This window comes from Streptomyces sp. PTL18 (genome assembly GCF_059510295.1).
The window spans coordinates 417,622-443,415 of record NZ_JCAJZO010000005.1; the positions used below are offsets into that span (position 1 = coordinate 417,622).

Below are 25,794 nucleotides of genomic sequence, written 5' to 3' on the forward strand. Positions count from 1 at the left end.
GCGACTTGAACGAGTGTCGCCAAAGTGACCATACACACATCCGGCCGGACCTTGTCGGGCAAGGTCCGGCCGGACGAGCGGTGTTGACGATGCGTGTTGACCTATCGCCTTGTGGGCACGGGAAATCGAACCCGCTCCGGCGGCCGGGCTAGCCGAGCAGGGATTCGAGCTCCACGTGCTCCAGGCCGTGTGCCTCGGCGACCTCCCGGTAAACCACCTTGCCGTCATGGGTGTTGAGGCCCTTGGCCAGCGCGGGGTCGCGACGCAGCGCCTCGACCCAGCCGCGGTCGGCGAGTTCCACGATGTAGGGCAGCGTGGCGTTGGTCAGCGCGTAGGTGGAGGTGTTGGGGACGGCGCCGGGCATGTTGGCGACGCAGTAGAAGACCGACTCGTGGACCCGGAAGGTCGGCTCGGCGTGCGTGGTAGGGCGGGAGTCCTCGAAGCAGCCGCCCTGGTCGATCGCGATGTCGACAAGGACACTTCCGGGCTTCATCCGGGAGACCAGCTCGTTGGTGACCAGCTTCGGGGCCTTGGCGCCCGGGATGAGGACGGCGCCGATGACGAGGTCGGCGTCGAGGCAGGCCTTCTCCAGCTCGAACGCGTTGGAGACGACGGTCTGGATCTTCGTGCCGAAGACCTTGTCGGCTTCCTTGAGCTTGTTGATGTCCTTGTCGAGCAGGGTGACGTGGAAGCCCATGCCGATGGCGATCTGCGCGGCGTTCCAGCCGGAGACGCCGCCGCCGATGACGACGGCCTTGGCGGCCGGCACGCCGGGGACGCCGCCGGGCAGCACGCCGCGGCCGCCGTTCTTGGCCATGAGGTGGTAGGCGCCGACCTGCGGGGCGAGCCGGCCCGCGACCTCGGACATCGGGGCGAGCAGCGGGAGCGCGCGGTTCGGCAGCTCGACCGTCTCGTAGGCGATCGCCGTGGTGCCCGACTCCAGCAGCGCGTCCGTGCACTCCTTGGAGGCGGCCAGATGCAGATAGGTGAAGAGCGTCTGGTCCTTGCGGAGGCGGTGGTACTCCTCGGCGATGGGCTCCTTGACCTTCAGCAGCAGGTCGGCGGTGGCCCACACCTCGTCGGCGGTGTCCAGGATCTGCGCGCCTGCGGAGAGGTACTCCTCGTCGGGGATCGAGGAGCCGACACCGGCGTTCCGCTCGACGACCACCTGGTGGCCGTGGCGCACCAGCTCGTGCACGCCGGCGGGGGTGATGGCCACCCGGAACTCGTTGTTCTTGACCTCGCGGGGGATGCCGACCTTCACGTCGATCACGGTCCTTGGCTCAGGGGATGTGGGGGCATTGCAAGACATACCCGGATGCATGGGGCAGGCCGGGATACACCGCCGAAGAACGCGCGGCAGAGCCAGTCTAATGAAGGCGTTCCCGCTGTCTAGCCTTTCATTGCATCAATCTTCAGCGGATGTACTACGGATTTCGCAGGCGTTAGCGGTGTGTTCCGGGGTCATCCGGCTCTCCGACAGGCCCGTCTCCCAGCATGCGCTCGGCCGCCGACCGGTGCAGGGCGGCGGCCGCCGGGTCGCCGAGACGTTCCAGCGTGTCGGCGACCCGGAGCCGGAGCGCCGCCCGCAGCCGGGTGTCGTCGGCCTGTCGCGCCCATTCCACGGCCTCCTCGCAGGTGCGCAACGACTCCTCGGGACGGCCGGCGTACTCCTGGACGCGGGCCAGTTCGCTCAACGCCCGGGCGTGCGCGGCCACATCCCCGCTCCTGCGGTGCAGAGCGATCGCCGCACGCCAGTTGCGCTGCGCCTCGCCGTACCGGCCCGCGTAGGTGTGGACGGTGGCGAGGCGGCCGTACAGGCGCGCGGCCTCCACGCGCTCGTCGCGGGCGAGGCGATGGGCCAGGGCCCGGCCGTACCAGTCGGCCGCCCGGTCGAAGTCCCCGAGCTCCTGGTGGGCGCCGCCTACGGATTCCATCGCGCGGCCGGTGGCGCACGGGTCGTCGCCGGCCCGCCCGGCGTCCACCGCGGCCCGGTAGCGGGCCAGTGCCTCTCTCGAACGGCCGGTCCGCGCGTCCACGTCGGCGAGGTTCAGCAGGGCCGCCGCCTTCTCGCGGTGCAGGCCGCGGCGCTCGGCGACATCGAGCACGAGCCGGTGGACGCCGTAGAGCTCGGGCGCGGCAGCCCGGGTCCCGAGGTGGGCGACCAGGGCCCGCACCAGGGCGGCCATCAGCCGCCGGGCGAGAGTGTCCAGCTCACCGTCGGCGACCGCTAGCCGGGCCGACGCCAGCAGCGCGGGCTGCCGCAGGCGCAGCCAGTCCTCGGCCGCGCGGGGGCTGGAGAAGCGCAGGTCACGGGGCAGTGCGGCGAGCTTCTCGCGGACCTGGGGGTCGTCGGTCTCGGTGATCGCCCGGCAGGACTGCAGCAGCCGTACCGTCCGCTCCAGCATCCGGGCGCGGGCCAGCTGCAGCTCGGCCGGGCGGTCGTGGCGCTCGGCGCACGCGCGCAGCAGGGGCAGCAGGCAGCCCGGGACCTCGAACTGCGGCAGGGGCGCCTCGAGGCGTCGCAGGAAGCCGCGCTCCGCGAGGCCGTCGAGGGCGGCGCGGGCAGTGTCCACCGGGCAGCCGGCGAGCGCGGAAGCGGTATGCGGGTCGGGCAGGCCGGCGGGAGCCAGGCAGAGCAGCCGCAGCAGCCGCTGGGCGGGTCCCGGCAGCGCCTCGTAGGAGAGCCGGAAGGTACGGGCGAGTGGCGGCCCGTCGTCGGCGCCGGTGCGCAGGTGCCGGGCGAGGTCGGCGACCCCGGCCTGGGGGTGGGCGGCCAGCCAGCCCCCGGCGAGGACGAGCGCGGCGGGCTGGCCCGCGCACTCCTCGACGAGCCCCTCGGCGGCACGCGGGTCGACGGTGACGCGCACCGTGCCGGCGTACCGGGTGAGCAGTTCCAGGGCGGTCTTGGTGTCGAGGCCGCCGAGGGTGCACGGGCGCACGTCGGCGATGCCGGTGAGCGGGCCCCGGGAGACGGCGACGACGAGGCAGTCGGGCGTGTCCGGCAGCACCGCGTCCACCTGCTCGGCGGACACGGCGTCGTCGAGCAGCAACAGCGCACGCCGTCCCGCGAGGGCCTCCCGCACCGCCTGGCCCAGCTCGTCCTCGTCGGCGCCGGGCGGGGTGGGCAGGCGGAGGGCGGTCAGCAGCTCGCGGGCGGTGCGCTCGGTGGGGACGGGGCTGCCGTCGGGCTCGCTGAGGCGGGCACGCAGCACACCGTCCGGGTAACCGTCCGCGACCCGGCGCACCAGCTCCTCGGCGAGCGCGGTGCGGCCGTAACCAGGGCGGCCGGCGACGAGCAGCACGCGGGCCCGGGGAGCCTTGCGTCCGGAGAGGGTGTCCAGACCCGCGCGCTCGATGTCGGCGCGGAGTTCCTTCAACTCCCGTGTGCGGCCGAGGAACTGACCGTGACCGGTGGCGGTGCGCGGGTCGCTGTCCGATCGCACGCTGCCGTCTGTGTCCACCGCCTGATCCGTCACGGGCCACACTCCCGTCCCACTGCACACGGGCCCGGGGGCCCAGGTTCTGTCAGAGCCTAGTTGACGCTCTGCGACGATCCTGGCGGAGCACGACGGGCACATCCCCCGATCAGATCAGGCGATGGTACGACCGGGGGCGTCGGGCGGGCGTCGAACGCGGGGCGCCCGGGGCGTCACACGTGCGTCCGGGGTGTGCGGCCTGCGGAACGTCACGCGTCGAACGGCCGGGCCGGCCACGGGGCCTCGGCGGGGCGCAGGGCCTCCAGGCCGTCGCCGGTCCGCGCGGCGACCAGCGCCAGCACGCCGACGACGAGGCAGTTGTTGTGGAGGTCGCCCGCCAGGACGCCCCGCAGGAGGTCCGCCACCGGCACCCGGGCCAGCTCCATGTCGGCCTCCTCGTCCTCCACCGAGAAGCGCTGCCCGTCGGCCTCGGACAGGTCACGGGCGAGGAAGATGCGCACCGCCTCGTCGCAGCCGCCGGGCGTGGTGTAGACGTCGGTCAGCACGCGCCAGTCCTCGGCCTTGAGGTGCGCCTCCTCGTACAGCTCGCGCTGGGCGGCGTGCAGCGGGTTCTCACCGGGGACGTCGAGCAGGCCAGCCGGGATCTCCCACAGCTTCCGGCGCACCGGGTGGCGGTACTGCCGGATGACCAGCACCCGGTCCTGGTCGTCCAGGGCGAGGACGGCAACGGACCCCGGGTGGACCTGGTAGTCGCGGCGTGCCACCGAGCCGTCCGGCATGACCACGTCGTCGGTGCGGACGGAGGTCTTCCTGCCGGCGAACGGGGTCTCGCTCGACCGGATCTCCCACTGCTCCGCGGTGTCCTTGATCGTCGTCATGTCGACCTGTTCCTCCCACGCCTTGCACGCCTTGCACGGAACCGGGGTACGCCCCCCGAAGGACGCGTACCCCGGCCACCGTACAGGCGAGTGTCACTTGCCGTTCTTGCCGTTCTTCCGCTCCACGGCCGCCTTCACCAGGCCCGCGAACAGCGGGTGCGGGCGGGTCGGGCGGGAGCGCAGCTCGGGGTGCGCCTGGGTCGCCACCAGATAGGGGTGTACCTCGCGCGGGTACTCCACGTACTCCACGAGCTTGCCGTCGGGCGACGTCCCGGAGAACACGATGCCCGCCTTCTTCTCCAGTTCGGCGCGGTAGGCGTTGTTGACCTCGTAGCGGTGGCGGTGACGCTCCTCGACGTACTCCTTGCCGTCGTGGACCTCACGCACGATCGAGCCCTCGGCGAGCTTCGCCGGGTACATGCCGAGCCGCATCGTTCCGCCCATGTCGCCCTCGCCCGCGACGATGTCGAGCTGCTCGGCCATGGTGGAGATGACGGGGTGGGCCGTCGCCGCGTCGAACTCGGTCGAGTTCGCGTCGGGGATGCCCGCCAGGTTGCGCGCGGCCTCGATCACGATGCACTGCAGGCCGAGGCAGAGTCCCAGCAGCGGGATCTTGTTCTCACGCGCGTACTGGATGGCGCCGACCTTGCCGGACACACCGCGGTCGCCGAAACCGCCGGGGATGCAGATCGCGTCCACGTCGGACAGCTGCTTCTCGGCGCCCGCCGGGGTCTTGCAGTCGTCGGACGTGACCCACTTGATCTTCACTCGGGCCTTGTGGGCGAAGCCGCCCGCGCGCAGCGCCTCGGTCACCGACAGATAGGCGTCGGGCAGGTCGATGTACTTGCCGACCAGGGCGAGCGTGACCTCGTGCTCGGGGTTGTGGACCCGGTCGAGCAGGTCGTCCCAGGTCGTCCAGTCCACGTCGCGGAACGGCAGGTCCAGCTTGCGGACGACGTAGGCGTCCAGGCCCTCGCCGTGCACGGTCTTCGGGATGTCGTAGATCGAGCGGGCGTCCGGGCAGGCGACGACGGCGGCCTCGTCGACGTCGCACATCAGGGAGATCTTGCGCTTGATCGCGGTCGGCACCTCGCGGTCGCAGCGGAGCACGATCGCGTCCGGCTGGATACCGATGTTGCGCAGGGCGGCGACGGAGTGCTGGGTCGGCTTGGTCTTCAGCTCGCCGGAGGGGCCGATGTAGGGCAGCAGCGAGATGTGCACCACGAAGACGTTGTCGCGGCCGACCTCGTGGCGGACCTGACGGACGGTCTCCAGGAACGGCAGCGACTCGATGTCGCCGACGGTGCCGCCCACCTCGGTGATCACGACGTCGACCTCGTCGGTGGCCATACGGCGGATACGGTGCTTGATCTCGTTGGTGATGTGCGGGATGACCTGCACGGTGTCGCCCAGGTACTCGCCGCGCCGCTCCTTGGCGATCACGGTCGAGTAGACCTGCCCGGTGGTGACGTTCGCCGAGCCGTCCAGGTCACGGTCGAGGAAGCGCTCGTAGTGCCCGATGTCCAGGTCGGTCTCGGCGCCGTCGTTGGTGACGAACACCTCACCGTGCTGGAACGGGTTCATCGTTCCCGGGTCGACGTTCAGGTACGGGTCGAGCTTCTGCATCACGACGCGCAGGCCCCGGGCCTTGAGCAGCATGCCGAGGCTGGAGGCGGTCAGACCCTTGCCGAGCGAGGAGGCGACACCCCCGGTGACGAAGATGTGCTTGGTCGTCGAGGCTTTGCTGTTTCGAAAAGCAGCGGGCGGCATGGCCAAGAGGGGGCTCCCGTGGTCGCGGTCTGGGGTGCGGTACGGCTGGGTCCCGAAGTACTTTTTACGGGGGTGCCGTCGCTGCGGTTCGGGGGTTTCGGGCCCACCGGTCCACGGGCTACCAGCGTATCAGCGCCGTGAGGGGACTGCTTCCGGCCACGCTCCGCTCATGTGTCACCACGGACGCGCGAACCTTATGCGCTTTTCACCGGGGTTTCACCGCGGCTCACTCGTTCGGGGCAGCCCGGTTGCCCGGTGGGGCACGCGGATCATGCACGTGCGTCGTATCCTGCTCGGACACTCTCTGCCGAGCACTCCCGGAAAGCGGCACCACCCCCCGCCGGTCACCGGAACAACAAGAGCTCGTCAGTTCGTTGAACATCGACTGCATCATTTTCGAATGGGTCGGTGAACAACCGCCTTTCTCACCGACCCCCATGACCGCACAGAGCGACCGCCCCTCGGGGCGACGTGGCCGTTCGACTGGAGTTGCATTGGCCGGGCGCATCGAAGACTACGCACTCATCGGAGACATGCAGACCGCGGCGCTGGTCTGCCGGGACGGCACCGTGGACTGGCTGTGCCTGCCCCGCTTCGATTCCCATGCCGTCTTCGCGGGACTGCTCGGCACGGAGGAACACGGCTTCTGGCGACTGGGCCCGGCCCACGCGTCGGACGCCGAGCCGCCGAGGGCGACCCGGCGGTCCTACCGCGGCGAGTCGCTGGTCCTGGAGTCCGAGTGGGACACCCCGCGCGGCACGGTCCGGGTCGTCGACTTCATGCCGCCGCGTGACGGCGCCCCCCAGCTGATCCGGATCGTGGAGGGTGTCACCGGACGGGTGCCGATGCGGTCGGCGCTGCGCATGCGGTTCTCCTACGGGCGCATCGTGCCCTGGGTCCACAAGCACGAGGGCCGCACCGTCGCCGTCGCCGGACCTGACTCCGTGTGGTTCGACACCGAGGCCGAGACGTACGGCAAGGGACTGACCACCTACGCGGACTTCACGGTCGCACCGGGTGACCGGTTCGCGTTCACGATCTCCTGGCAGCCCTCGCACAAGGAGCCGCCGCCACTGCCGGAGCCCGAGCAGTCGCTGGAGGCGGCCGAGGACTTCTGGCGCGGCTGGGTCGAGCACTGTACGTACCACGGCCCCTACCGCGAAGCGGTCATCCGCTCGCTGATCACCCTCAAGGCCCTGACGTACGCGCCGACGGGCGGCATCGTGGCCGCGCCCACGACGTCCCTGCCGGAGGAGATCGGCGGCGTACGCAACTGGGACTACCGCTACACCTGGCTGCGGGACGCTGCGATCACCCTGTCGTCGCTGCTGCGCACCGGCTACCGCGAGGAGGCGCGCGCCTGGCGTGAGTGGCTGCTGCGGGCCGTGGCAGGCGACCCGGAGAACCTGCAGATCATGTACGGCATCGCGGGCGAGCGGGAGCTGGGCGAGGCCGAGCTGGACTGGCTGCCCGGCTACGAGAACTCCGCGCCGGTGCGCGTCGGCAACGGCGCCGCGCACCAACTGCAGCTGGACGTGTACGGAGAGGTCACCGAGGCCCTGCACCTGGCCCACATGACCGGCCTCGCCCGCAACGACTACGCCTCCCTGCTCCAGCTGAAGCTGATCCGCTACCTGGAGCAGCACTGGGACGAGCCGGACGAGGGCATCTGGGAGGTGCGTGGCCCGCGCCGGCACTTCGTGCACTCCAAGGTGATGGCCTGGGTGGCGGTGGACCGCACGATCAAGCTGATCGAGTCCGGTGACGCGGACGGCCCGCTGGAGAAGTGGCGCGAGCTGCGCGACGACATCCACCGGGACGTGTGCGAGAAGGGCTACGACAAGGAGCGCAACACCTTCACCCAGTCCTACGGCTCCAAGGAGCTGGACGCCTCGCTGCTGCTGATCCCGCAGATGGGCTTCCTGCCGCCGGACGACAAGCGGGTGATCGGCACGATCGAGGCGATCCAGCGGGAGCTGTCCACACCGGACGGTTTCATCCTGCGCTACCCGACCTCGGGGGACGAGGAGGGCGTGGACGGCCTGCCGGGCGACGAGGGCGCGTTCCTCGCCTGCTCGTTCTGGATGGCCGACGACCTGGCGATGATCGGCCGCGTGGACGAGGCCCGCAGGCTGTTCGAGAAGCTGCTGGCACTGCGCAACGACGTGGGGCTGCTCGCGGAGGAGTGGGACCCGCGCCTGGAGCGCCAGGTCGGCAACTTCCCGCAGGCGTTCAGCCACGTGCCGCTGATCGACACGGCACTGCGGCTGACGGCTTCCGGGGCGTACGGGGGCTGAGCTCTGCCCGGACAGGACCGAAGCGCCGTGTCCGCCTACGCTGAGATGTGTCCCCTCGCTGGAAGGGGGCGGCCGCCATGGCTCCCCTGTCGAAGGCGCGCACGGCGCTCGCCGCGCTCCGGGCGGATCTGGCGGGCGAGGTCCTGGCCCCTGGTGAGCCGGGCTACGACGAGGCCCGGACGGTGTTCAACGCCATGATCGACCGGCGCCCTGCCGTGATCGCGCAGTGCGCGGGGACGGCGGATGTCGTCCGGGCGGTGCGCTTCGCCCGCGACCTGGATCTGAAGATCGCCGTGCGGGGCGGCGGGCACAGTGTCGCGGGGATGGCGCTCAACGACAACGGTCTGGTGGTGGACCTGCGCCGGATGCACCACGTCACGGTCCATCCCGGGTCGGCGTCGGCGCGGGTGGAGGGCGGATCCGTGATGAGCCACCTCGACCGCTCCACCCAGCGCCACGGGCTCGCGACCACCGGCGGCCGGGTCTCCACCACCGGCGTCGGCGGCTTCGTGCTCGGCGGCGGCAGCGGCTGGCTGGACCGGGCCTTCGGCCTCGCCGTCGACAACCTGCTCGGCGTGGAGCTGGTGACCGCGGACGGAGCCGAGGTGCTCGCCACCGCCGGGGAGAACCCCGAGCTGTTCTGGGCGTCGCACGGCGGTGGCGGCAACTTCGGCGTCGCCACCGCGCTCACGCTGAGGCTGCACGAACTGCCCGAGTTCTCCGTCGCCCTGCTCATGTTCGTGCCCGAGGCGGCCCCGGAGGCGGTCCGGACCCACCGCGACATCATCACCGCCGGCCCGCCGGAGGTGGGCGGCGGCGTGCTGTACCTCACCGGCCCGCCCCAGCCGTTCGTCCCCGATCAGCTGGTCGGGACGCTGCTGTGTGCCGTGGTGGTCACGTGTGCCGGCGGCGAGGACGACCTGCGCGAGATCGCCCGGCCGCTGCTGGCGCTGCCGCACGCGTGCGAGGTCGTCTCCGCGGTGCCGTACGCGGACTTCCAGTGCATGCTCGACATCCCTGCCGGGCTGCGGAACCACTGGTCGGTCGAGTATGTGAGCGGCCTGACCGACGAACTGGTCGACGTCTTCTGCGCCCGAGCCCGCTCGATGCCCGTCCCCTCGGCCTGTCGGCAGGCACTGTTCCCGCAGGGCGGAGCGATCGCCTCCGGTCCCGCCGGGTTCCCCGTCCCCTACCGGGGCGCGGCCTGGGCCGTGCATCCCTTCGGCGTCTGGGAGGACCCACGGCACGACGAGCAGGCCGTGCGGTGGGTCGAGGACGTGCGCGCCGACGTACGGCCGTGGCGCACGGGCGCGGTCTACCTCAACTTCATCGGGGACGAGGGCCGGGACCGGGTGGTGGCCGGGCTCGGCACCGAGAACCTCAACCGACTGGCGCGGGTCAAGCGGCGGTACGACCCGGACAACGTGTTCCGCTACAACCACAACGTCCAGCCCGCCTGACCGGGGCCGGCCGCTGTGCCCGGGACGCAGGCGCAGGTAGCGTCGCCGCATGGACAGCCGATTCGACCTGCCGGGCACCGAGGGCGCGGGCATCACCGTGCGCCGGGCGCTGGAGCTGCCCGGGCTGCGCAGCGGGCTTCCGGAGGTGCTCGCGGGCGCCGACCGGCTGGGCCGCACGGTGCGCTGGGTGCACGCGGGCGAGGTGCCGAACATCGCCTCGCTGCTCAAGGGCGGTGAGCTGCTGCTGACCACCGGGTACGGGCTCGGCACCCGCCCCTCCGACCAGCGGGCGTTCGTGCGCACGCTGGCCGAGCGCGGTATCGCGGCCCTGGTGGTGGAGCTGGGCACCCGGTTCACCCGGCTGCCCGCCACCCTCGTCGAGTCGGCGAAGGCCGCCGGGCTGCCGCTGGTGCAGCTGCACCGCGAGGTGCCGTTCGTGACGGTCACCGAGGAGATCCACACCGAGATCGTCAACGGGCACTACGCTCTGCTCCAGCGAGCCGAAGAGGTGCACCGCCGCTGCACCGAGGCGCTGCTCGGCGGGGGCGGGGTGCCGCAGGTCCTGGGCATCCTGGCCGGCTTCGGCGGCAACCCGGTGTTCCTGGAGACCGCCGACGGTCAGCTGCTCTACGCCGCCGGGACCGGGCCCGCGGACACCGACCCGCTGCAGGTGTGGGAGGGGCTGCGCGGCCACCGCAAGGACGCGCCGCCGGCGGGGACGGCGATCGTGGACGTGCCCGGCGGCGGGCCCGGCGCGGGGTCCGTGCGGGCCCGGCTGGTGCTGCTCCCGGTGAACGGGCCGGTGGCGCCGGTGCACCGAACAGCCGCCGAGCGGGCGGCGGGGGTCCTCGCCGTGGTGCTGATGCAGGCCCGGCAGGAGGAGGAGCTGGCGGCGCGCGGGCGCGGCGACTTCCTCACCGACCTCGCCGAGGGCCGCGTCGCCGCCGAGGACGCGCCCGCGCAGGCCCGGGTGCTCGGCTTCAGGCCGGGCCGCGGCCCGCTGCTGCCGGTGGTGATGCGGCTCGCGGACGGGCCCGCGCCGGGCGGCGGGGGCTGGGCGGTGCTGGCGCGGGCGGTCGCGGAGGAACTGGCGTCGGTGGGCGTGCCGGTGCTGCTGGGTGTGCGGCCGGTGGAGGGGCGGGTGCCGCTGCTGCTGGGGCTGCGTTCGGAGCCGGAGCGGGGGGCGGTCGCCGACCGGGTGGCCGCGGCGCTGCGGGCGGGCGTGGAGCGGGCGGGCATGCAGCGGCCGGGCGGCAGGCCGCCGGTGGTGGTCGTCGGGGTGGCGGGCGGCTGGGCCGCGGCGTCGGCGGGGCTGCGGCACGCGGCGGAGACCGCGACGGCCGCGCAGGGATTGCCGGAGCTGCCCTGGTACGACGCCCGCCGTCTGGACATCGACCTGCTGCTGTGGCGGCTGCGCGACCATCCGGACCTGGCGGCGTTCGTGGACCGCGCGATCGGCCCGCTGCGGGAGCACGACGACCGTTCGAAGCCGCCGCTGCTGCCGACGCTTCAGACGTATCTGGCGCATGCCGGCCGCAAGGCGGAGACGGCCCGCGAGCTGCATCTGAACCGGCAGACGCTCTACAACCGGCTGGCGCGGATCGGGGAGCTGCTGGGCGCGGACCTGGACGACCCGCAGACGGTCCTGACGCTGAGCCTGGCGCTGCGGGCGCGCCGGCACGTGCCCTGACCCTGCTCAGGGATAGGGCCGCACCTGGGTCAACTCGTCGTAGACACTGAGGACCTGTGCGACGGTCTCGTCCTCGGTGGGCCAGGTGGCGGCCTGCCGGCTGCCCCTCTCCTTCAGCAGCTCACGGCGCGCCGGGTCGTCCAGGAGCCGTACGACGGCGGTGGCGAGCGCGTCCGCGTCCCCGTACGGGACGAGTTCGGCGGCGTCGCCCACGAGTTCGCGGATGCCGCCGACGTCGGTGGCGACGAGCGGGACACGCGCGTGCAGGGCCTCCTGGGCGAGGACGGACCGGGACTCCCAGCTGCTGGGCAGCAGCGCGACGTCGGCGGCGGCCAGCAGCTCCGCCGCGTCCTCGCGCCGCCCCAGCAGCCGCACGGGAAGTCCCTCGTCCTCGATGCGCCGCTGCAGCACCGTGCGCAGCGGCCCCTCCCCCGCGATCACGACCAGCGGCGCGGGGTCGATGCCGCGCCAGGCGCGGGAGGCGTCGAGCAGCACGTCGTGGCCGCGGTGCCGGTCGAGGGCGCCGACGGCCATGAGCAACGGCCGGTCGGTGGCGCCGAGTTCCGCGCGGATCTTGGGGCGCTGCCGGTCGGGGTCCTCGTACTCGGCGGGCCCGCGGGGTGCGGGGAGCGCGACGGCGGCGAGCCGGGCGTCGCGAGCGCCCCGTCGCCGGGCCCGTTCGACCAGGTCGGACGAAGTACCGAGGACGACGGACGCGGCCCGGGCCACGCGCCGCTCCAGCAGGCGCAGCAGATGGGCGCGGGCGCCCTCGGCGTGCGCCCGGGTGTGCCAGGTGACGACGAGCGGGGTGCGGCGTCCGCCGAGTGCGAGGGCGGCCCGCAGGCCCGCGTGCAGCCCGTGCGCGTGCACCAGGTCGGCGTCGCCGCAGGCGATGCGGAGCGCGGCCAGGGAAGCGGGGTCCGTGCTGCGGGGCACGGGGACGTGGCGGGCGCCGACGTCGGTGAAACCGTAGGTGCGCTCGGCCTCGAAGGGGGCGCACACAGTCACGCGCACGCCCCTGGCGACCAGGCCCGCCGCCAGTGTGCGCACGTGCGCGCTGCTGCCGGCGCTGCCCCCGCCGAGCACCTGCACGGTGCGCAGCGGCGACCGGCCGTGGGGTGAGGGGCTGCTAGCGAGGCTCACGTGGCCGGGGCTCCTGGTTCGGCGTCGGACGGTCACGAAGAAACGTACAGAAGGATCGCGCGGTGGGCGTGGACCGCGCGAAGTGGACCGCGGTTGACTCAAGGATGCCAGGGCGCGCGGGGGTTGCGGCACGGGCGGGCGCGGGCGAGATCGGTGCGGCGGGCGCCCGGGGGCACGCCGCGGTCACTCACACGGGTGAGACGGTGGCCGGCGGGACGGGGGCCACGGGCAACTGCCCGATCCGCCACGACCTCGCCGCTTCGCTCACCTTGTCCCCGTACACCGCCGCGGCCACCAACGCGACCGCGTGGGCCAGGACTCCGGCTCGCCCTCCCCCACTCTCGACTTCGCTCGAGCGGGGGGACCCCCAACCCACGACGGCGGCGGCGCCGAACGCGGCACCGAGGGCGTGCGCCCCGGTGTCGCCGAGCATCGCGCGCTCGCCCAGGTCGTCGGGGAGGGCGGCGGCCGCGGCCCCGATGGCGACGGCGGCCAGTTCCCCGCAGGCGCCCTTGCGCAACAGCCCGGGGGCGGCCAGCGCGAGGACGGCCCCGGCGGCGCGCCCGGGCCGTACGTCCACGAGGTTCACGAAGTGCGCGGCTCCGGCGATCACCACACCCGCGAGCACCTTGTCCAGGGGCCGTTCCTTGAGCACGGCCCCCGCGGCGAGGGCGGCGGCCGAGATCCCGAACAGCTTCACGGCGCCGGTGGTGACGTCACCGTCCCGCAGGGCCGACAGATGCGCCCGGAACCCCCGCCGCGGGTCGCCCACGCCGGCGACGTCGTCGTAGGCCCCGCAGACACCGGCGGCCAGCACGGCGAACCCGGCCGCCGGGTGGACCCGCCAGGCACCGGAAGCGGCCGCCGCGGCCACCGCGGGCCCCGGGTACAGCACAACGGTCCGCCCGGCGTGGTTCGTCCGCTCCCAACGCCCCCGCCCGCCCGGTGCCGCAGCACGCAGGGCGGCGGTTGCGGCACGGGTGACGCCCGCGGCGAGCGCGAACGAAACGGTCCTGCGGGAACGCCCGATCATCATCCCGCCACCTTAAGCGAGCCGGTGGCGGAACGGTGTCCCGGCCAGGACCGCCAGGACCCTTCTTTCCGGATCAGCTCGGCGGCGCGGGATCCGGCACGCACCTCTGCGGCGTCGTCACCCGCCGGCTCCCCCACGCCCTCGGCTTCCTCCGAGCGGGGGGATCCCCACCGCGTCGACTCCCTCCTCCGCCTTGCGGCCGCACGCACCAGCCCCCGCTCGGCCGGACCGACAAGGACCGTTCCCCACAGCCGACCCGGCCCGAGAGCCCGGCCCTAGACATCCGCCCGTGCCGTGGCCAGCAGTTCCTCCGCGTGGGCGCGGGCCGTCTCCGAGTCCTCCTGGCCCGCCAGCATCCGGGACAGCTCGCGGATCCGTTCCTCGCCCTCCAGGACCTTCACCCCGGAACGCGTGACCGAGCCGTCGTTCGTCTTCTCCACCAGCAGCTGCCGGTCGGCGAACGCCGCCACCTGCGGCAGATGGGTGACGACCACGACCTGCGCGGTTCTCGCGAGCTTCGCGAGCCGGCGCCCGATCTCGACCGCCGCCCTGCCGCCGACACCCGCGTCGACCTCGTCGAAGAGATACGTCGGCACGGGGTCGGTACCCGCGAACACGACCTCCACGGCGAGCATCACGCGGGACAGCTCACCACCCGAGGCGCCCCTGGCGATGGGCCGCGGCGGCGCACCGGGGTGCGGTGCGAGCAGCAGTTCGACCTCGTCGACACCCGACGGCCCGTAGGCGACCGTACGCCCACCGACCTCGACCCCGTTCGGGTCCTCGGTCTGCCGGATGTCGAACGACACGCGCGCGTGCGGCATGGCGAGCGAGGCCAGCTCGGCGGTCACGGCGGCGGCGAACCGCTCGGCGGCCTCCGCGCGCGCGTCCGTCAGCTCCTGGGCCAGACCGCCCAGTTCGGACCGCAGCGCGTCCCGCTCGGCGGTCAGCTCCTCGATCCGCTCGTCGTCACCGTCGAGCTCGGTCAGCCGGGCGGCACTCTGCTCGGCCCAGGCGAGAACGGCGTTGATGTCCTCGCCGTACTTCCGGGTCAGCGCGGTGAGCGCGGCCCGCCGCTCCTCCACGGCCGCGAGCCGCAGCGGATCCGCGTCCAGGTCGTCGGCGTACCCGGCCAGCTCACCGGCCACGTCGCCCAGCAGGATGCCGATCTCCCCGAGCCTGTCGGCGAGCCCCGCCAGCGCCGGGTCGTGCGAGCGCACCGCCTCCAGCGCGCGGTGCGCGCCGGCGACCAGGGTGGAGGCGTCGACGCTCTCCGGGTCCTCAGGATTGCCCACCAGCGCCGTGTGCGCGGCCGTCGCCGCCGACGCCAGCGCCTCCGCGTGCCCGAGCCGCTCGGCCTCCTCCGCCAGCTCGACGTCCTCGCCCGGTCGCGGCTCCACGGCCGCGATCTCCTCGAGCCCGAAGCGCAGCATGTCGGCTTCCTGGGCCCGTTCACGGGCGCGCGTGGTGATCTCGTCCAGCTCGGCCGAGACCGCACGCAGCCGCCGGTAGGCCTCCTGGTACTTGGCGAGCGGTACGGCGACGGCGTCCCCCGCGTACCGGTCCAGCGCCTGCCGCTGCCGGGACTGCTTGAGCAGGCCCTGCTGGTCGGTCTGCCCGTGCACGGCGACCAGTTCGTCGGCCAGCTCCGCGAGCACGCCGACCGGCACGGAACGCCCGCCCAGGTGCGCCCTCGAGCGTCCCTCGGCGGAAACGGTACGGCTGACGATCAGCGCCCCGTCGTCCAGCTCGGCCCCGGCCTCTTCGGCGCGTACGGCGACGGAAGCGTCCTCGGGCAGGGCGATCCGGCCCTCGACGACCGCGTTCTTCGCACCGATGCGTACCAGCGCGGGGTCCGCACGTCCGCCGAGCAGCAGCCCGAGGCTGGTGACGACCATGGTCTTGCCCGCGCCCGTCTCACCGGTCACGGCGGTGAAGCCCGGCGACAGCTCGACGACGGCGTCGTCGATGACTCCGAGAGACCGTATCCGCATCTCCTCCAACACGGAGAAGACCTTACGAGGTCCGGCCGGGGAAGTGCGAGCGGCCCGTGTCACTCCCGGGAGGTACTCCGCGCCCCGAAAGGGGCACGATGCGAACTTTCCTACTGCGGCCGCCCCCGCCACCCGGACACGGGCAACGCGAACTTCGCCACGAGCCGGTCGGTGAACGACGCATGGTGCAGCCGGGCCAACCGCACCGGTACCGCACCGCGCCGCACCTCCACCCGCGCTCCCTGCGGCAGCTCCACCATCCGCCGCCCGTCGCACCACAGCACGCCGTGCGACGTGTCCGGCTGCACCTCCACCGCGAGCACGGAGTCCGGCGACGTCACGAGTGGCTTCGCGAACAGCGCATGCGCACTGATCGGCACCATCAACAGCGCCTCCACCTCCGGCCACACCACGGGCCCGCCCGCGGAGAAGGCGTACGCGGTGGACCCGGTGGGGGTGGCGCACACGATGCCGTCGCAGCCGAACCCCGTCACCGGCCGCCCGTCGATCTCCAGGACGACCTCGAGCAGCTTCTCGGCGGAGACCTTCTGCACGGCCGCCTCGTTGAGCGCCCAGTCGGTGTGCACGATGTCGCCGTTCTTGTGCACGACCACGTCGACCGTCATGCGCTCCTCGACCTCGTACGCCTTCATCACCACCCGGTCCACCACCCGGTCGAGGTCGTCACGCTCGGCCTCGGCGAGGAAGCCGACCCGGCCGAGGTTGACGCCGAGCATCGGCACCCCGGAGGCGCGGGCGAACTCGGCGCCGCGCAGCAGGGTGCCGTCACCGCCGAGCACGATGAGCAACTCGCACCCGTCGAGGCACTGCGGGGTGGCCTCCTTGACCAGCTGCACCTCGTCCGGCAGCGGAAGGTCGGCCGCCTCGTCCTCCAGGGCGCGCACGCCGATCCCGGAGCGCAGCAGGCCCTTGACCACGAGCTCGGCACTGCGGATGGCGGCGGACCGGCCGGTGTGGGCCAGCAGGAAAACAGTACGAGCTCGGTTCGTTGTCAACGCGGCCCCTCCGCCACAGCACGGTCGACGTCGGCCGGGTCCAGCGCGGGTGCTCCGGCTCGAAGCCACAGAAAGTACTCGACATTGCCCGAAGGCCCGGGCAACGGGCTGGCCGTCACACCCTTCGCCCCGAGCCCCAGTTCCGCGGCCCGCTCGGCCACCCCCCGCACGGCCTCGGCGCGCAGCTCCGGGCTGCGCACCACGCCGCCGCTGCCCAGCCGTTCCTTCCCCACCTCGAACTGCGGCTTGACCATCATCACCAGGTCGGCGTCCGGCTTCGCGCACCGCACCAGGGCGGGCAGCACCAGTCCGAGCGGGATGAAGGACAGATCCCCCACGACAAGATCCACTGGCTCCCCATCGATCGCTTCGAGCGTCAACTCGCGTACGTTCGTACGGTCCTTGACGGTGACGCGTTCATCGCTTCGGAGAGACCAGGCGAGTTGTCCGTATCCGACGTCGACGGCGACGACATGGGCGGCGCCCGCGCGCAGCAGGACGTCGGTGAAGCCTCCGGTGGACGCGCCCGCGTCGAGCGCCCGACGCCCCTCGACGACCAGGCCCTGCGGGACGAAGGCCGTCAGGGCACCGGCGAGCTTGTGGCCGCCCCGGGAGACGTAGTCGGGGTCGCTGTCGTCCTGCGCGACCACGATGGCGGCGGCGGTCTCCACCTGCGTGGCGGGCTTCGTCGCGACGGTCCTGCCGACGGTGACCCGGCCGGCGGCGATCAGCTGGCCGGCGTGCTCGCGGGAACGCGCGAGCTTCCGGCGGACCAGCTCCGCGTCGAGACGGCGGCGTGCGACTCCTGCCACGTTCGGTTCAGCTCCTGTGTCGGTATGTCGAGGGGGGCACCGGAAGTCCCGGGCGGGCGTCGAGCGCGGTGAGCGCGTCGCGCAGCCCCTGATGTACATCCTCGTACACCTCGATGTGCCCGTCCGTGGCGAGGTGGTCGGCGTCGGCGAGCCGCTCCAGGGCCGCGTCCACGTCGGCGTTGCCAGTGGGCGTCCGGGACACGTTCAGCGCGGCCGGCGCGGAGGGGTCGTCCTCCGGCGCGGACGCGAAGTCCGCCGGAGCCTCCGCCTCCGGTACCGCCGCTTCCGCCGGGACCCCAACCTGGGTCACAGAGTCGCTCATGCCCCCGACGCTACCGCGAAGCGCTGACAGGCTCTGAGGTACCGTCGCTCACGATGGCCACGATTGAGGAGTGCCGCAGCGCACTCGAGAAGTTCTCGGACAACCTGGCGGGCGCCGGAGGGGACGTGCGCGAAGCGGCGGCCCTCGACCGCTCGCTGAGCTGCCACATCACCGACCTGGACGTCACTTTCGTCGGCCGCCTCGAGGACGGCCGGATCGAGGTGCTGGACACCGTCCAGGGGCCACCGCCGGAGAAGGCCCAGATCAGACTCGCGATGGCCGGGGACGACCTGGTGGCGATGGTCGACGGGGACCTGCACTTCGCCAGGGCGTGGGGCTCGGGCCGGGTCAAGCTGGAGGCGGGACTGAGGGACCTGTTCCGCCTCAGGAAGCTTCTCTAGCGGCCTCAGCGGGCGCAGCGGCGGCCTGCGTCCGTGCCCTGCGGGCCGCCGGGACGACCAGCGGGGTCCGCGTCTCCGGGTCGGGGATGACCTGGCAGCGCAGGCCGAAGACCTCCTTCACCAGCTCGGCCGTGACGATGTCGTTCGGGGCTCCCTCGGCGACGACCCTGCCGCCGCGCAGGGCGACGAGGTGGGTGGCGTACCGGGCGGCGTGGTTGAGGTCGTGCAGGACCGCGACCAGAGTGCGCCCCTGCTCCTCGTGCAGTTCGGCACACAGGTCGAGCACGTCGATCTGGTGCTGGATGTCGAGATAGGTGGTCGGCTCGTCGAGCAGCAGCAAGGGGGTCTGCTGGGCGAGCGCCATGGCGATCCACACGCGCTGCCGCTGGCCGCCGGAGAGCTCGTCGACGTAGCGGTCGGCCAGTTCGGCGACGCCGGTTCGCGCCATGGACTCCTGCACGACCCGCTCGTCCTCGCCGGACCACTGGCGCAGGAGCCCCTGGTGCGGGTACCGGCCGCGCCCGACCAGATCCGCGACGGTGATCCCGTCGGGTGCGATGGAGGACTGCGGCAGCAGGCCCAGGGCGCGCGCGACCTTCTTCGCGGGCATCGACTGGATGACCTGGCCATCCAGCAGCACCCGCCCCTGCGCGGGCCTGAGCATGCGGGACAGGGCGCGCAGCAGTGTGGACTTGCCGCAGGCGTTCGGGCCGACGATCACGGTGAAGGAGTTGTCGGGGATCTCCACGGACAACCGCTCGGCGATCACGCGCTGGTCGTAGGCAAGGGTGACGTCGTCGGCGCGGAGGCGGTTCACAGTGCTCCTCGTGGTCCTGGTGTCGTTGGTGTCGGATCCGCCCGCGGCCCGCATTGCCGGCCCTCCCGCTGCCCTCATATCCGGCCCGCCCTGCGTTCGGTGACCAGCAGCCACAACAGATAGGCGCCGCCGAGGACTCCGGTCACCACGCCCACGGGCAGTTGGTCGGCGCCGAACAGGCGCTGCGAGGCCCAGTCCGCGACGATCAGCAGGGTGGCGCCCATGACCATGGAGGGCACCAGGTGGGGCCCGGGTGACCGGGTGAGCCGGCGGGCCAGCTGGGGTGCGGTGAGGGCCACGAACCCGACCGGGCCCGCGGCGGCCGTGGCACCGGCCGTCAGCAGCACCGCGGACACCATCAGCAGCAGCCGTACGCGTTCCGCCCGCACCCCGAGGGCGCAGGAGACGTCATCGCCCATCTCCATCACCCGCAGCGCCCGCGCGTTGCCGAGGACGAGCGGTACGAGGACGGCGCACAGGGCGAGCAGCGGCCAGACCTGCTCCCAGCCGCGGCCGCCCAGCGAGCCGGTCATCCAGAAGACGGCCCGGGCCGCATCGGCGATGTCGGCCCTGGTGAGCAGAAATCCGTTGGCCGCTGTGACGATCGCGGAGACTCCGATGCCGACCAGGACCAGCCGGTATCCGTGCACGCCCTGTTTCCAGGCGAGCAGGTGGATGGCGGCTCCCGTCACCAGGCCGCCGACGAGCGCGCCCACGGCGACCTCGGTGGCGGTGCCCGAGAACAGCACGATCACCACCAGCGCCCCGGCCGTCGCCCCCTGTCCGAGGCCGAGCACGTCCGGGCTGCCCAGCGGATTGCGGGAGACCGACTGGAACAGTGCGCCGCCCAGCCCGAGCGAGGCGCCGACCAGCAGGCCGACGAGCACGCGTGGCAGCCGCAGTTCGGTGACGATGAACTCCTGACCCCGGTCGCCGTCCCCGGCCAGCGTCCTGAGGACGTCCCCGGCCGGGATCGGGAAGTCGCCGGTGCCGAGCAGCAGCACGCTCGCGGTGAGGGCGGCGAGCAGGAGCAGGACGACGACGGCGAGCGCCCGGACGTCCAGTCGGAGGGACAGCCCGCCCGGGGCTGTGAGGACACGCTTGGACTTCACAGCCGGGCCGTCCTCCGCCGCCGTACGAGAAGGATGAAGACCGGTCCGCCGAGCACCGCGGTCACGATCCCGACCTGGAGTTCGGCGGGTCGCGCGACGACCCGGCCGACGACGTCGGCGCCGAGCAGCAGCACCGGGGACAGGACGGTCGCGTACGGCAGGATCCAGCGCAGGTCGGGGCCGGTGAAGGACCGTACGGCGTGCGGGACCGTCAGCCCGACGAACACGATCGGCCCACAGGCGGCGGTCGCGGCCCCGCACAGCACGGTGGCGGCGGCCATGGACAGGGCGCGGGTGCGGCCCAGATGCGCGCCGAGGGCGCGCGCGGTGTCGTCGCCCATCGCCACGGCGTTCAGCGGGCGGGCCAGCGCGAGCGCGAGGACCGTACCGGCCAGCAGGAACGGCAGGACCTGCCGGACGGTGGCGTCCGTCGCCGAGGCCAGTGAGCCCACCGTCCAGAAGCGCATCTGGCCGAGCGCCGCGTCGTCCGTGATCATCACGGCCTGGAGGTAGCCGTAGAGCGCGGCGCTGATCGCGGTGCCGGCGAGCGCGAGCCGTACCGGTGTGGCGCCCCGGCTGCCGCCGAGGAACCACACCAGGGCCCCGACGGCGGCCGCGCCGAGGAAGGCGAACCACACATAGCCGTTCAGGCTGGTGACACCGAAGTACGTGATGGCGGTGACGACCGCCGCGGACGCGCCCGCGTTGATACCGAGCAGGCCGGGATCGGCCAGCGGGTTGCGGGTGAGCGCCTGCAGGACCGCACCGGCGAGGCCGAGCGCGGCGCCGGCGAGCAGGCCGAGCACCGTACGCGACAGCCGGTCGCCGACCACGACGTCGGCGTAGGTCCCCGAGTCGTGGAACAGGCCGTGCCATACCTGCGCCGGCGAGAGCCCCTTCGCCCCGGTCGCGATGCTCGCCAGCGCGACGAACGCGAGGATCGCGACCGAGACGAGGAGCCCGAGGGAGCGTGTCACCCGGCGGGTGGGGGGCGCGGGGGCTGCATCCGCGCGCGGTTCGGGAGGACTGTCGACCAACACAAGGTTAGGTTAGCCTACCCTTGCTTCGCATCTCGATCGGCCGCCCCTCCGCTCACAGCCCCAGCCGTGCCAGCGCCTTCCCCGCGTCCAGCCCGCACGAACCCTCACCGGCCACGGCCCAGGCCGCCGCGCACAACGCCCGCAGCCCGTCCAGAGCCTCCCCGTCGCCCTCGAGCTCCAGCCTTTCCTCCCCCGCCGTCGCCGTCCAGCCGCCGCAACGGAAGCCGTCGCCCGCCGCGGCCACCTCCGGCTGCCCCGTCAGCAGTCCGCGCAGGTCCGCGTCCACATACGTCGGCCGGTGCCGCCAAGGCGCCGCCACCAGCTGCGCGCCGTCCGTCACACCCGTCAGGACCAGCAGCGAGTCCACCCCGCCGTTGAACGCGCCCTCGATGTCCGTGTCCAGCCGGTCCCCCACCACCAGCGGCCGCTTCGCACCCGTGCGCAGGATCGTCTCGCGATGCATCGGCGGCAGCGGCTTGCCCGCCACCTGCGGTTCCGCGCCGGTCGCGATCCGTACGACCTCCACGGCCGCCCCGTTGCCCGGAGCGATGCCGCGCGCGCTCGGGATCGTCAGATCGGTGTTCGACGCGAACCACGGCACCCCGCGCGCGATGGCGTAACACGCCTCCGCGAACCGCCCCCACGGCAGCTCCGGACCGCCGTACCCCTGCACCACGACCACCGGATCGTCGTCGGCCGACTCGACCGGCACGAGCCCCCGCTCCCGCAGCGCGACCCGCAGCCCCTCGCCACCGATCACCAGCACCCGCGCCCCGGCGGGCACCTGCTCACTGATCAGCCGCGCCACCGCCTGCGCCGACGTGATGACGTCCGGGGCCCCCGTCGGAATGCCCAGCTCCGTAAGATGCGCGGCCACCGCGTCCGGCGTACGCAGCGCGTTGTTCGTGACGTACGCCAGATGCATCCCTCCCCGGCTCGCCCTGCCCAGCGACTCCACGGCGTGCGCGATCGCGCTCCCGCCCGCGTACACCACGCCGTCCAGGTCGAGCAGCGCCGTGTCGTACGCCTCGCTCAGGGGCGCCGCACTGCCCTCGGGCCGCGTCCTGACGGTCTGGCTCATTACGCATCGCTCCTCGTTCGATCGCCTTCCCCCGATCATCCCGCACGGCACTGACACACTTACGATGCATCAATGAACACTGCAGGTCCCGGTCCCGAGGACGTACCGGCACACACGGGCCTTGACCTGGCCCCCTTCCGGGGCCTGCGCTACGACCCCGACCGCGTCGGCAGCCTCGCCGCGGTCACCTCACCGCCCTACGACGTCGTCGTTCGCCCGGACGGACTCCTCCACCTCGAGTCGGCGGACCCGCACAACATCGTGCGTCTCATACTGCCTCAGGCCACCACCCCGGCGGCACGCACCAAACAGGCGGCGGAGACCCTGCGCCGCTGGCTGGCCGAGGGCGTCCTGAGGACCGACACCGAGCCCGGCCTGTACGTCTACGAGCAACGGGGCGGCGGGGTCCTCCAGCGCGGCGTCATAGGAGCCTTGCGCGTCTCGGAACCCTCGGAGGGCGTGGTACTGCCCCACGAGGACGTCATCCCCCACGTCATAGCCGACCGTGCGGCCCTGATGCGCGCCACCTGCGCCAACCTCGAACCCCTGTTGCTCACCTACCGCGGCACCGGCTCAGAGGTCGGCGCGACCGCCGTCATCGAACGCACTGTCGAACGCACTCCGCTCCTGGCCACCACCACGGAAGACGGTTTCAGCCACCGCCTGTGGTCGGTGACGGATCCCGGCTCTCTGGCGGAGATCCGGGCGGACCTGGCCCGGCACCAGGCCCTGATCGCCGACGGCCACCACCGCTGGGCGACCTATGTGCGCCTCCGCGCGGAGCACGCCTCCCCGAGCCCGTGGGACTACGGACTGGTCCTCCTGGTGGACACCGCCCGCTACCCGCTCAGGGTCCGGGCGATCCACCGCCTGCTGCACCGGCTCCCGGTGACCGAGGCGCTGGCCGCCCTGGAGGGCCTGTTCCGCATACGCGACCTGCACCTGCCACTGCCCGAGGCCCTGGAGGTCCTGGCCGACGCCGCATGCGCCGGCAACGCCTTCCTCCTCGCCGGCGACGGCGCCTTCCACCTGGTGGACCAGCCGTCCCCGGAGCTCCTGGCCCGTACGGTCCCCGCGGACCGTCCCCAGGCCTGGCGCACCCTGGACGCGACGGTCCTGCACGCGGCACTCCTGGAACACGTCTGGCGCATCCCCGAGGACGCACCGGAGCACATCGCCTACATCCACGACACGGCGGCCACGGTCGAGAAGGCGGAGCGCGACGGCGGCACGGCGGTCCTGATGCACCCGGTCCGTGAGGAGGTCGTCCGCGAACTGGCCCGCCAGGGTGTGACGATGCCGCGCAAGTCGACGTCCTTCGGGCCCAAGCCGGCATCGGGGCTGGTGCTGCGGGCGTTGGAGCTCTGAGGTGCGGCAGGGCGGGGACCCGTCCGGGTCCCCGCCCTGCCGCGTCGTGGCGCCGCCGAGCGACGTCAGTCGTGGTCGCCGTCGCCGTTGTCGCCGTTGTCGCCGTCGCCGTTGTCGCCGGCTGTGGCGCCGGGCTCGCTCCCGCTCTCGTCCAGGGCATCGACGAACTCGACACCGTCCAGCTCGGCGAGCCGGTCGGAGGCGTCCGTGCTGCCGTCCCTGTCGGCCTCGACGGCCTTGGCGAACCACTCACGTGCCTCGCTGTCCCGACCGGCGGCCAGCAGCGCGTCGGCGTACGCGTACCGCAGCCGCGCGGTCCACGGCTGGACGGAGTTGGACGCCAGCTCGGGGCTCTGCAGCGTCACGATCGCCGCGTCGAGCTGCCCCATGTCGCGGCGCGCACCGGCCGCCACGAGCCGCATCTCGACCTGACCGGCCTTGTCGAGCTTGTGCACCTCAGGTGCGCCGGCCATGTCCAGCGCCTTCTCGGGTCGGCCGAGACCGCGCTCGCAGTCGGCCATGACGGGCCACAGGTCGACGTTCCCGGTCATGCGCCGGGCGGCCCGGAACTCCGCGAGCGCCTCACTGTACTTCTGGTTGGCGTACGCGGCGAAGCCTGCCGCTTCGCGCACGGCGGCGACGCGGGACGCGAGGCGCAGCGCCACCCTGGAGTACCCGTAGGCGCCCTCCGGGTCCTCGTCGATGAGCCGGGCGACCATCACCAGGTTCTTGGCCACGTCTTCGGCGAGCGTCTTGGGCAGGCTCTGCAGCTCCTGCCGCACGTCCTTGTCGATCTCCTCGCCGGTGACGTCCTCGGGGATCGGCAGTCGCTTGATCGGCTCGCGGTCACGCTCCCGCTCCTCGCGGAACCGGCCGCCCCCGCGCCGGTCGTCGCGGCCACGGAAGCCTCCGGGGCGCCCACCGCGCTCGTCACGCCCACCACGCTCGTCACGCCCGCGGAAACCACCGGGACGCCCACCCCGGTCGTCACGCCCGCGGAAACCACCGGGACGCCCACCGCGGTCGTCACGCCCCCGGAAACCACCGCGGTCGGAGCGGGTGTCGTCGCGGCGGAAGCCGCCCCGATCGTCGCGGCTGTCATCACGACGCGTGCCGGACGGCCGGTCGTCTCGGCGGGCGTCTCGACGGTCGTCTCCACGGAAGCCGCCGCGGCCGCCGTCGCGCCGGTCGTCCCGCCGCTCGTCACGTCGGCCGTACCCGCCACGGTCGTCATCACGGCCCTGGCCGCCGCGCTGGTCGTCACGGCGGAAGCCACGATCGTCACGTCGGCCGTACCCGCCACGGTCGTCATCACGGCGACCGTACCTGCCACGGTCGTCATCACGACGGCCGTACCCGCCACGATCGTCATCACGACGGCCGTACCCGCCACGATCGTCATCACGGCGACCGTACCCGCCACGATCGTCATCACGGCGGAAGGGCGGGCGGTCGCCGTCGCGGCGGAAACCGCGGTCGCGGTCGTCGCGGCGCGGGGCGGACGAGCGGTCGTCACGACGGAAGGAAGGGCGTCCCCCACGGTCGCGGTCGTCACGGCCACGGAACCCGCCACGGTCGCCGTCACGGCGGTCGTCTCCACGACGTTCGTCCCCACGACGTTCGTCCCCACGACGTTCGTCGCGCCGGCGGTCGTCCCCACGACGTTCGTCGCGCCGGCCGTAGCCTCCTCGGTCATCGCCGCGGCGCGGGCCACCGCGGTAGCCGCCACGGTCACCACTGTCCCGGCGGCGCTGGTCGCGCTCAGGACGCTCGTCGGGAGAGTTGGTGGACATGGGTGACTCCTGTCTTCGGTACCGCAAAATCATTGTCGCGCAGCCGGGTGCCCGGCGCGCTCGGGGAAAACGAAAAAGGACCCTTGGTCCCAGCATGTCGCTGGGACCAAGGGTCCTCCAAAGATTGTTCGGCGGTGTCCTACTCTCCCACAGGGTCCCCCCTGCAGTACCATCGGCGCTGTAAGGCTTAGCTTCCGGGTTCGGAATGTAACCGGGCGTTTCCCTCACGCTATGACCACCGAAACCCTAGTGGTTTCGAGCGAACAAGCACACTCTTCAATTGTCTGTTCAGCTCAAAGCCGGCAACTGTTCGTTGCCTCAGAACTG

Annotated in this window: 20 protein-coding genes, 1 rRNA gene and 1 pseudogene; 5 read left to right on the plus strand and 17 right to left on the minus strand. The window is 72.8% G+C overall.

The window, feature by feature from the left end; genetic code table 11:
• Positions 1–148 precede the first annotated feature (148 nt).
• The 4 genes and pseudogenes from ald to pyrG form a co-directional block, all read right to left on the minus strand.
• A complete protein-coding gene (ald, locus tag AC5WS8_RS13080; RefSeq protein WP_496103502.1) occupies positions 149–1,273 on the minus strand; it encodes an alanine dehydrogenase in 1,125 nt (374 codons plus the stop codon).
• Positions 1,274–1,408: 135 nt separating this feature from the next.
• Positions 1,409–3,479 (minus strand): annotated as a pseudogene (locus tag AC5WS8_RS13085) (tetratricopeptide repeat protein).
• A gap of 209 nt (positions 3,480–3,688) precedes the next feature.
• Positions 3,689–4,318, minus strand: coding sequence for an NUDIX domain-containing protein (locus AC5WS8_RS13090; RefSeq protein ID WP_496103503.1), 630 nt, complete (start codon positions 4,316–4,318; stop codon positions 3,689–3,691).
• A gap of 93 nt (positions 4,319–4,411) precedes the next feature.
• Entirely contained in the window at positions 4,412–6,088 is a 1,677-nt protein-coding gene (gene pyrG / locus AC5WS8_RS13095) for a CTP synthase (RefSeq protein ID WP_496103542.1), read from the minus strand.
• A 494-nt stretch (positions 6,089–6,582) separates the two neighbouring features.
• Between pyrG and AC5WS8_RS13100 the strand changes: the two genes are divergently transcribed.
• The 3 genes from AC5WS8_RS13100 to AC5WS8_RS13110 all read left to right on the plus strand — a co-directional run bounded on the left by AC5WS8_RS13100 (position 6,583) and on the right by AC5WS8_RS13110 (position 11,535).
• Positions 6,583–8,385, plus strand: coding sequence for a glycoside hydrolase family 15 protein (locus tag AC5WS8_RS13100; protein WP_496103504.1), 1,803 nt, complete (start codon positions 6,583–6,585; stop codon positions 8,383–8,385).
• A 77-nt stretch (positions 8,386–8,462) separates the two neighbouring features.
• Positions 8,463–9,845 (plus strand): FAD-binding oxidoreductase, encoded by a 1,383-nt coding sequence (locus tag AC5WS8_RS13105; RefSeq protein ID WP_496103505.1) that lies wholly within the window; start codon positions 8,463–8,465, stop codon positions 9,843–9,845.
• A 49-nt stretch (positions 9,846–9,894) separates the two neighbouring features.
• Complete coding sequence (locus AC5WS8_RS13110; RefSeq protein ID WP_496103506.1) at positions 9,895–11,535, plus strand: PucR family transcriptional regulator; 1,641 nt, start codon at positions 9,895–9,897, stop codon at positions 11,533–11,535.
• Between the two features lie 6 nt (positions 11,536–11,541).
• Here AC5WS8_RS13110 and AC5WS8_RS13115 read toward each other — a convergent pair whose 3' ends face one another.
• The 6 genes from AC5WS8_RS13115 to AC5WS8_RS13140 all read right to left on the minus strand — a co-directional run bounded on the left by AC5WS8_RS13115 (position 11,542) and on the right by AC5WS8_RS13140 (position 17,855).
• The gene (locus tag AC5WS8_RS13115; protein ID WP_496103507.1) at positions 11,542–12,678 is read right to left on the minus strand and encodes a glycosyltransferase family 4 protein; all 1,137 of its coding nucleotides are present in this window, start codon (positions 12,676–12,678) and stop codon (positions 11,542–11,544) included.
• 187 nt (positions 12,679–12,865) lie between these two features.
• On the minus strand, positions 12,866–13,711 hold the full coding sequence (locus AC5WS8_RS13120) for a hypothetical protein (protein WP_496103543.1): 846 nt from the start codon (positions 13,709–13,711) through the stop codon (positions 12,866–12,868).
• A gap of 275 nt (positions 13,712–13,986) precedes the next feature.
• Positions 13,987–15,705 (minus strand): DNA repair protein RecN, encoded by a 1,719-nt coding sequence (gene recN, locus AC5WS8_RS13125; protein WP_496103544.1) that lies wholly within the window; start codon positions 15,703–15,705, stop codon positions 13,987–13,989.
• Positions 15,706–15,815: 110 nt separating this feature from the next.
• On the minus strand, positions 15,816–16,721 hold the full coding sequence (locus AC5WS8_RS13130; RefSeq protein ID WP_496103508.1) for an NAD kinase: 906 nt from the start codon (positions 16,719–16,721) through the stop codon (positions 15,816–15,818).
• Positions 16,718–17,533, minus strand: coding sequence for a TlyA family RNA methyltransferase (locus AC5WS8_RS13135; protein ID WP_496103509.1), 816 nt, complete (start codon positions 17,531–17,533; stop codon positions 16,718–16,720). The genes AC5WS8_RS13130 and AC5WS8_RS13135 overlap by 4 nt, the downstream gene beginning before the upstream one ends.
• A 7-nt stretch (positions 17,534–17,540) precedes the next feature.
• On the minus strand, positions 17,541–17,855 hold the full coding sequence (locus AC5WS8_RS13140) for a hypothetical protein (protein WP_496103510.1): 315 nt from the start codon (positions 17,853–17,855) through the stop codon (positions 17,541–17,543).
• A 53-nt stretch (positions 17,856–17,908) separates the two neighbouring features.
• Between AC5WS8_RS13140 and AC5WS8_RS13145 the strand changes: the two genes are divergently transcribed.
• The gene (locus tag AC5WS8_RS13145; RefSeq protein ID WP_496103511.1) at positions 17,909–18,256 is read left to right on the plus strand and encodes a sterol-binding protein; all 348 of its coding nucleotides are present in this window, start codon (positions 17,909–17,911) and stop codon (positions 18,254–18,256) included.
• On the opposite strand, the gene AC5WS8_RS13150 is transcribed toward AC5WS8_RS13145, so the two are convergent.
• The 4 genes from AC5WS8_RS13150 to AC5WS8_RS13165 are packed head-to-tail and all read right to left on the minus strand — an operon-like array spanning position 18,240 to position 22,306.
• A complete protein-coding gene (locus tag AC5WS8_RS13150; RefSeq protein WP_496103512.1) occupies positions 18,240–19,127 on the minus strand; it encodes an ABC transporter ATP-binding protein in 888 nt (295 codons plus the stop codon). The two genes, AC5WS8_RS13145 and AC5WS8_RS13150, sit on opposite strands and share 17 nt — an antisense overlap.
• A gap of 20 nt (positions 19,128–19,147) precedes the next feature.
• Positions 19,148–20,185: a FecCD family ABC transporter permease gene (locus AC5WS8_RS13155; RefSeq protein ID WP_496103513.1), complete on the minus strand. Its 1,038-nt coding sequence runs from the start codon at positions 20,183–20,185 to the stop codon at positions 19,148–19,150.
• Positions 20,182–21,225 (minus strand): FecCD family ABC transporter permease, encoded by a 1,044-nt coding sequence (locus AC5WS8_RS13160; RefSeq protein ID WP_496103514.1) that lies wholly within the window; start codon positions 21,223–21,225, stop codon positions 20,182–20,184. The genes AC5WS8_RS13155 and AC5WS8_RS13160 overlap by 4 nt, the downstream gene beginning before the upstream one ends.
• 52 nt (positions 21,226–21,277) lie before the next feature.
• Positions 21,278–22,306: an HAD hydrolase-like protein gene (locus AC5WS8_RS13165; RefSeq protein ID WP_496103515.1), complete on the minus strand. Its 1,029-nt coding sequence runs from the start codon at positions 22,304–22,306 to the stop codon at positions 21,278–21,280.
• Between the two features lie 72 nt (positions 22,307–22,378).
• Here AC5WS8_RS13165 and AC5WS8_RS13170 point away from each other — a divergent pair, with 72 nt between their 5' ends.
• On the plus strand, positions 22,379–23,674 hold the full coding sequence (locus AC5WS8_RS13170; RefSeq protein ID WP_496103516.1) for a DUF1015 domain-containing protein: 1,296 nt from the start codon (positions 22,379–22,381) through the stop codon (positions 23,672–23,674).
• Between the two features lie 65 nt (positions 23,675–23,739).
• Here AC5WS8_RS13170 and AC5WS8_RS13175 read toward each other — a convergent pair whose 3' ends face one another.
• The 3 genes from AC5WS8_RS13175 to rrf all read right to left on the minus strand — a co-directional run bounded on the left by AC5WS8_RS13175 (position 23,740) and on the right by rrf (position 25,710).
• Positions 23,740–24,456, minus strand: a complete 717-nt coding sequence (locus tag AC5WS8_RS13175; RefSeq protein ID WP_496103517.1) for a tetratricopeptide repeat protein — start codon at positions 24,454–24,456, stop codon at positions 23,740–23,742.
• Positions 24,393–25,403: a hypothetical protein gene (locus AC5WS8_RS13180; RefSeq protein ID WP_496103518.1), complete on the minus strand. Its 1,011-nt coding sequence runs from the start codon at positions 25,401–25,403 to the stop codon at positions 24,393–24,395. The genes AC5WS8_RS13175 and AC5WS8_RS13180 overlap by 64 nt, the downstream gene beginning before the upstream one ends.
• A 190-nt stretch (positions 25,404–25,593) precedes the next feature.
• Positions 25,594–25,710, minus strand: a 5S ribosomal RNA gene (gene rrf, locus AC5WS8_RS13185).
• Between the last annotated feature and the right edge of the window lie 84 nt (positions 25,711–25,794).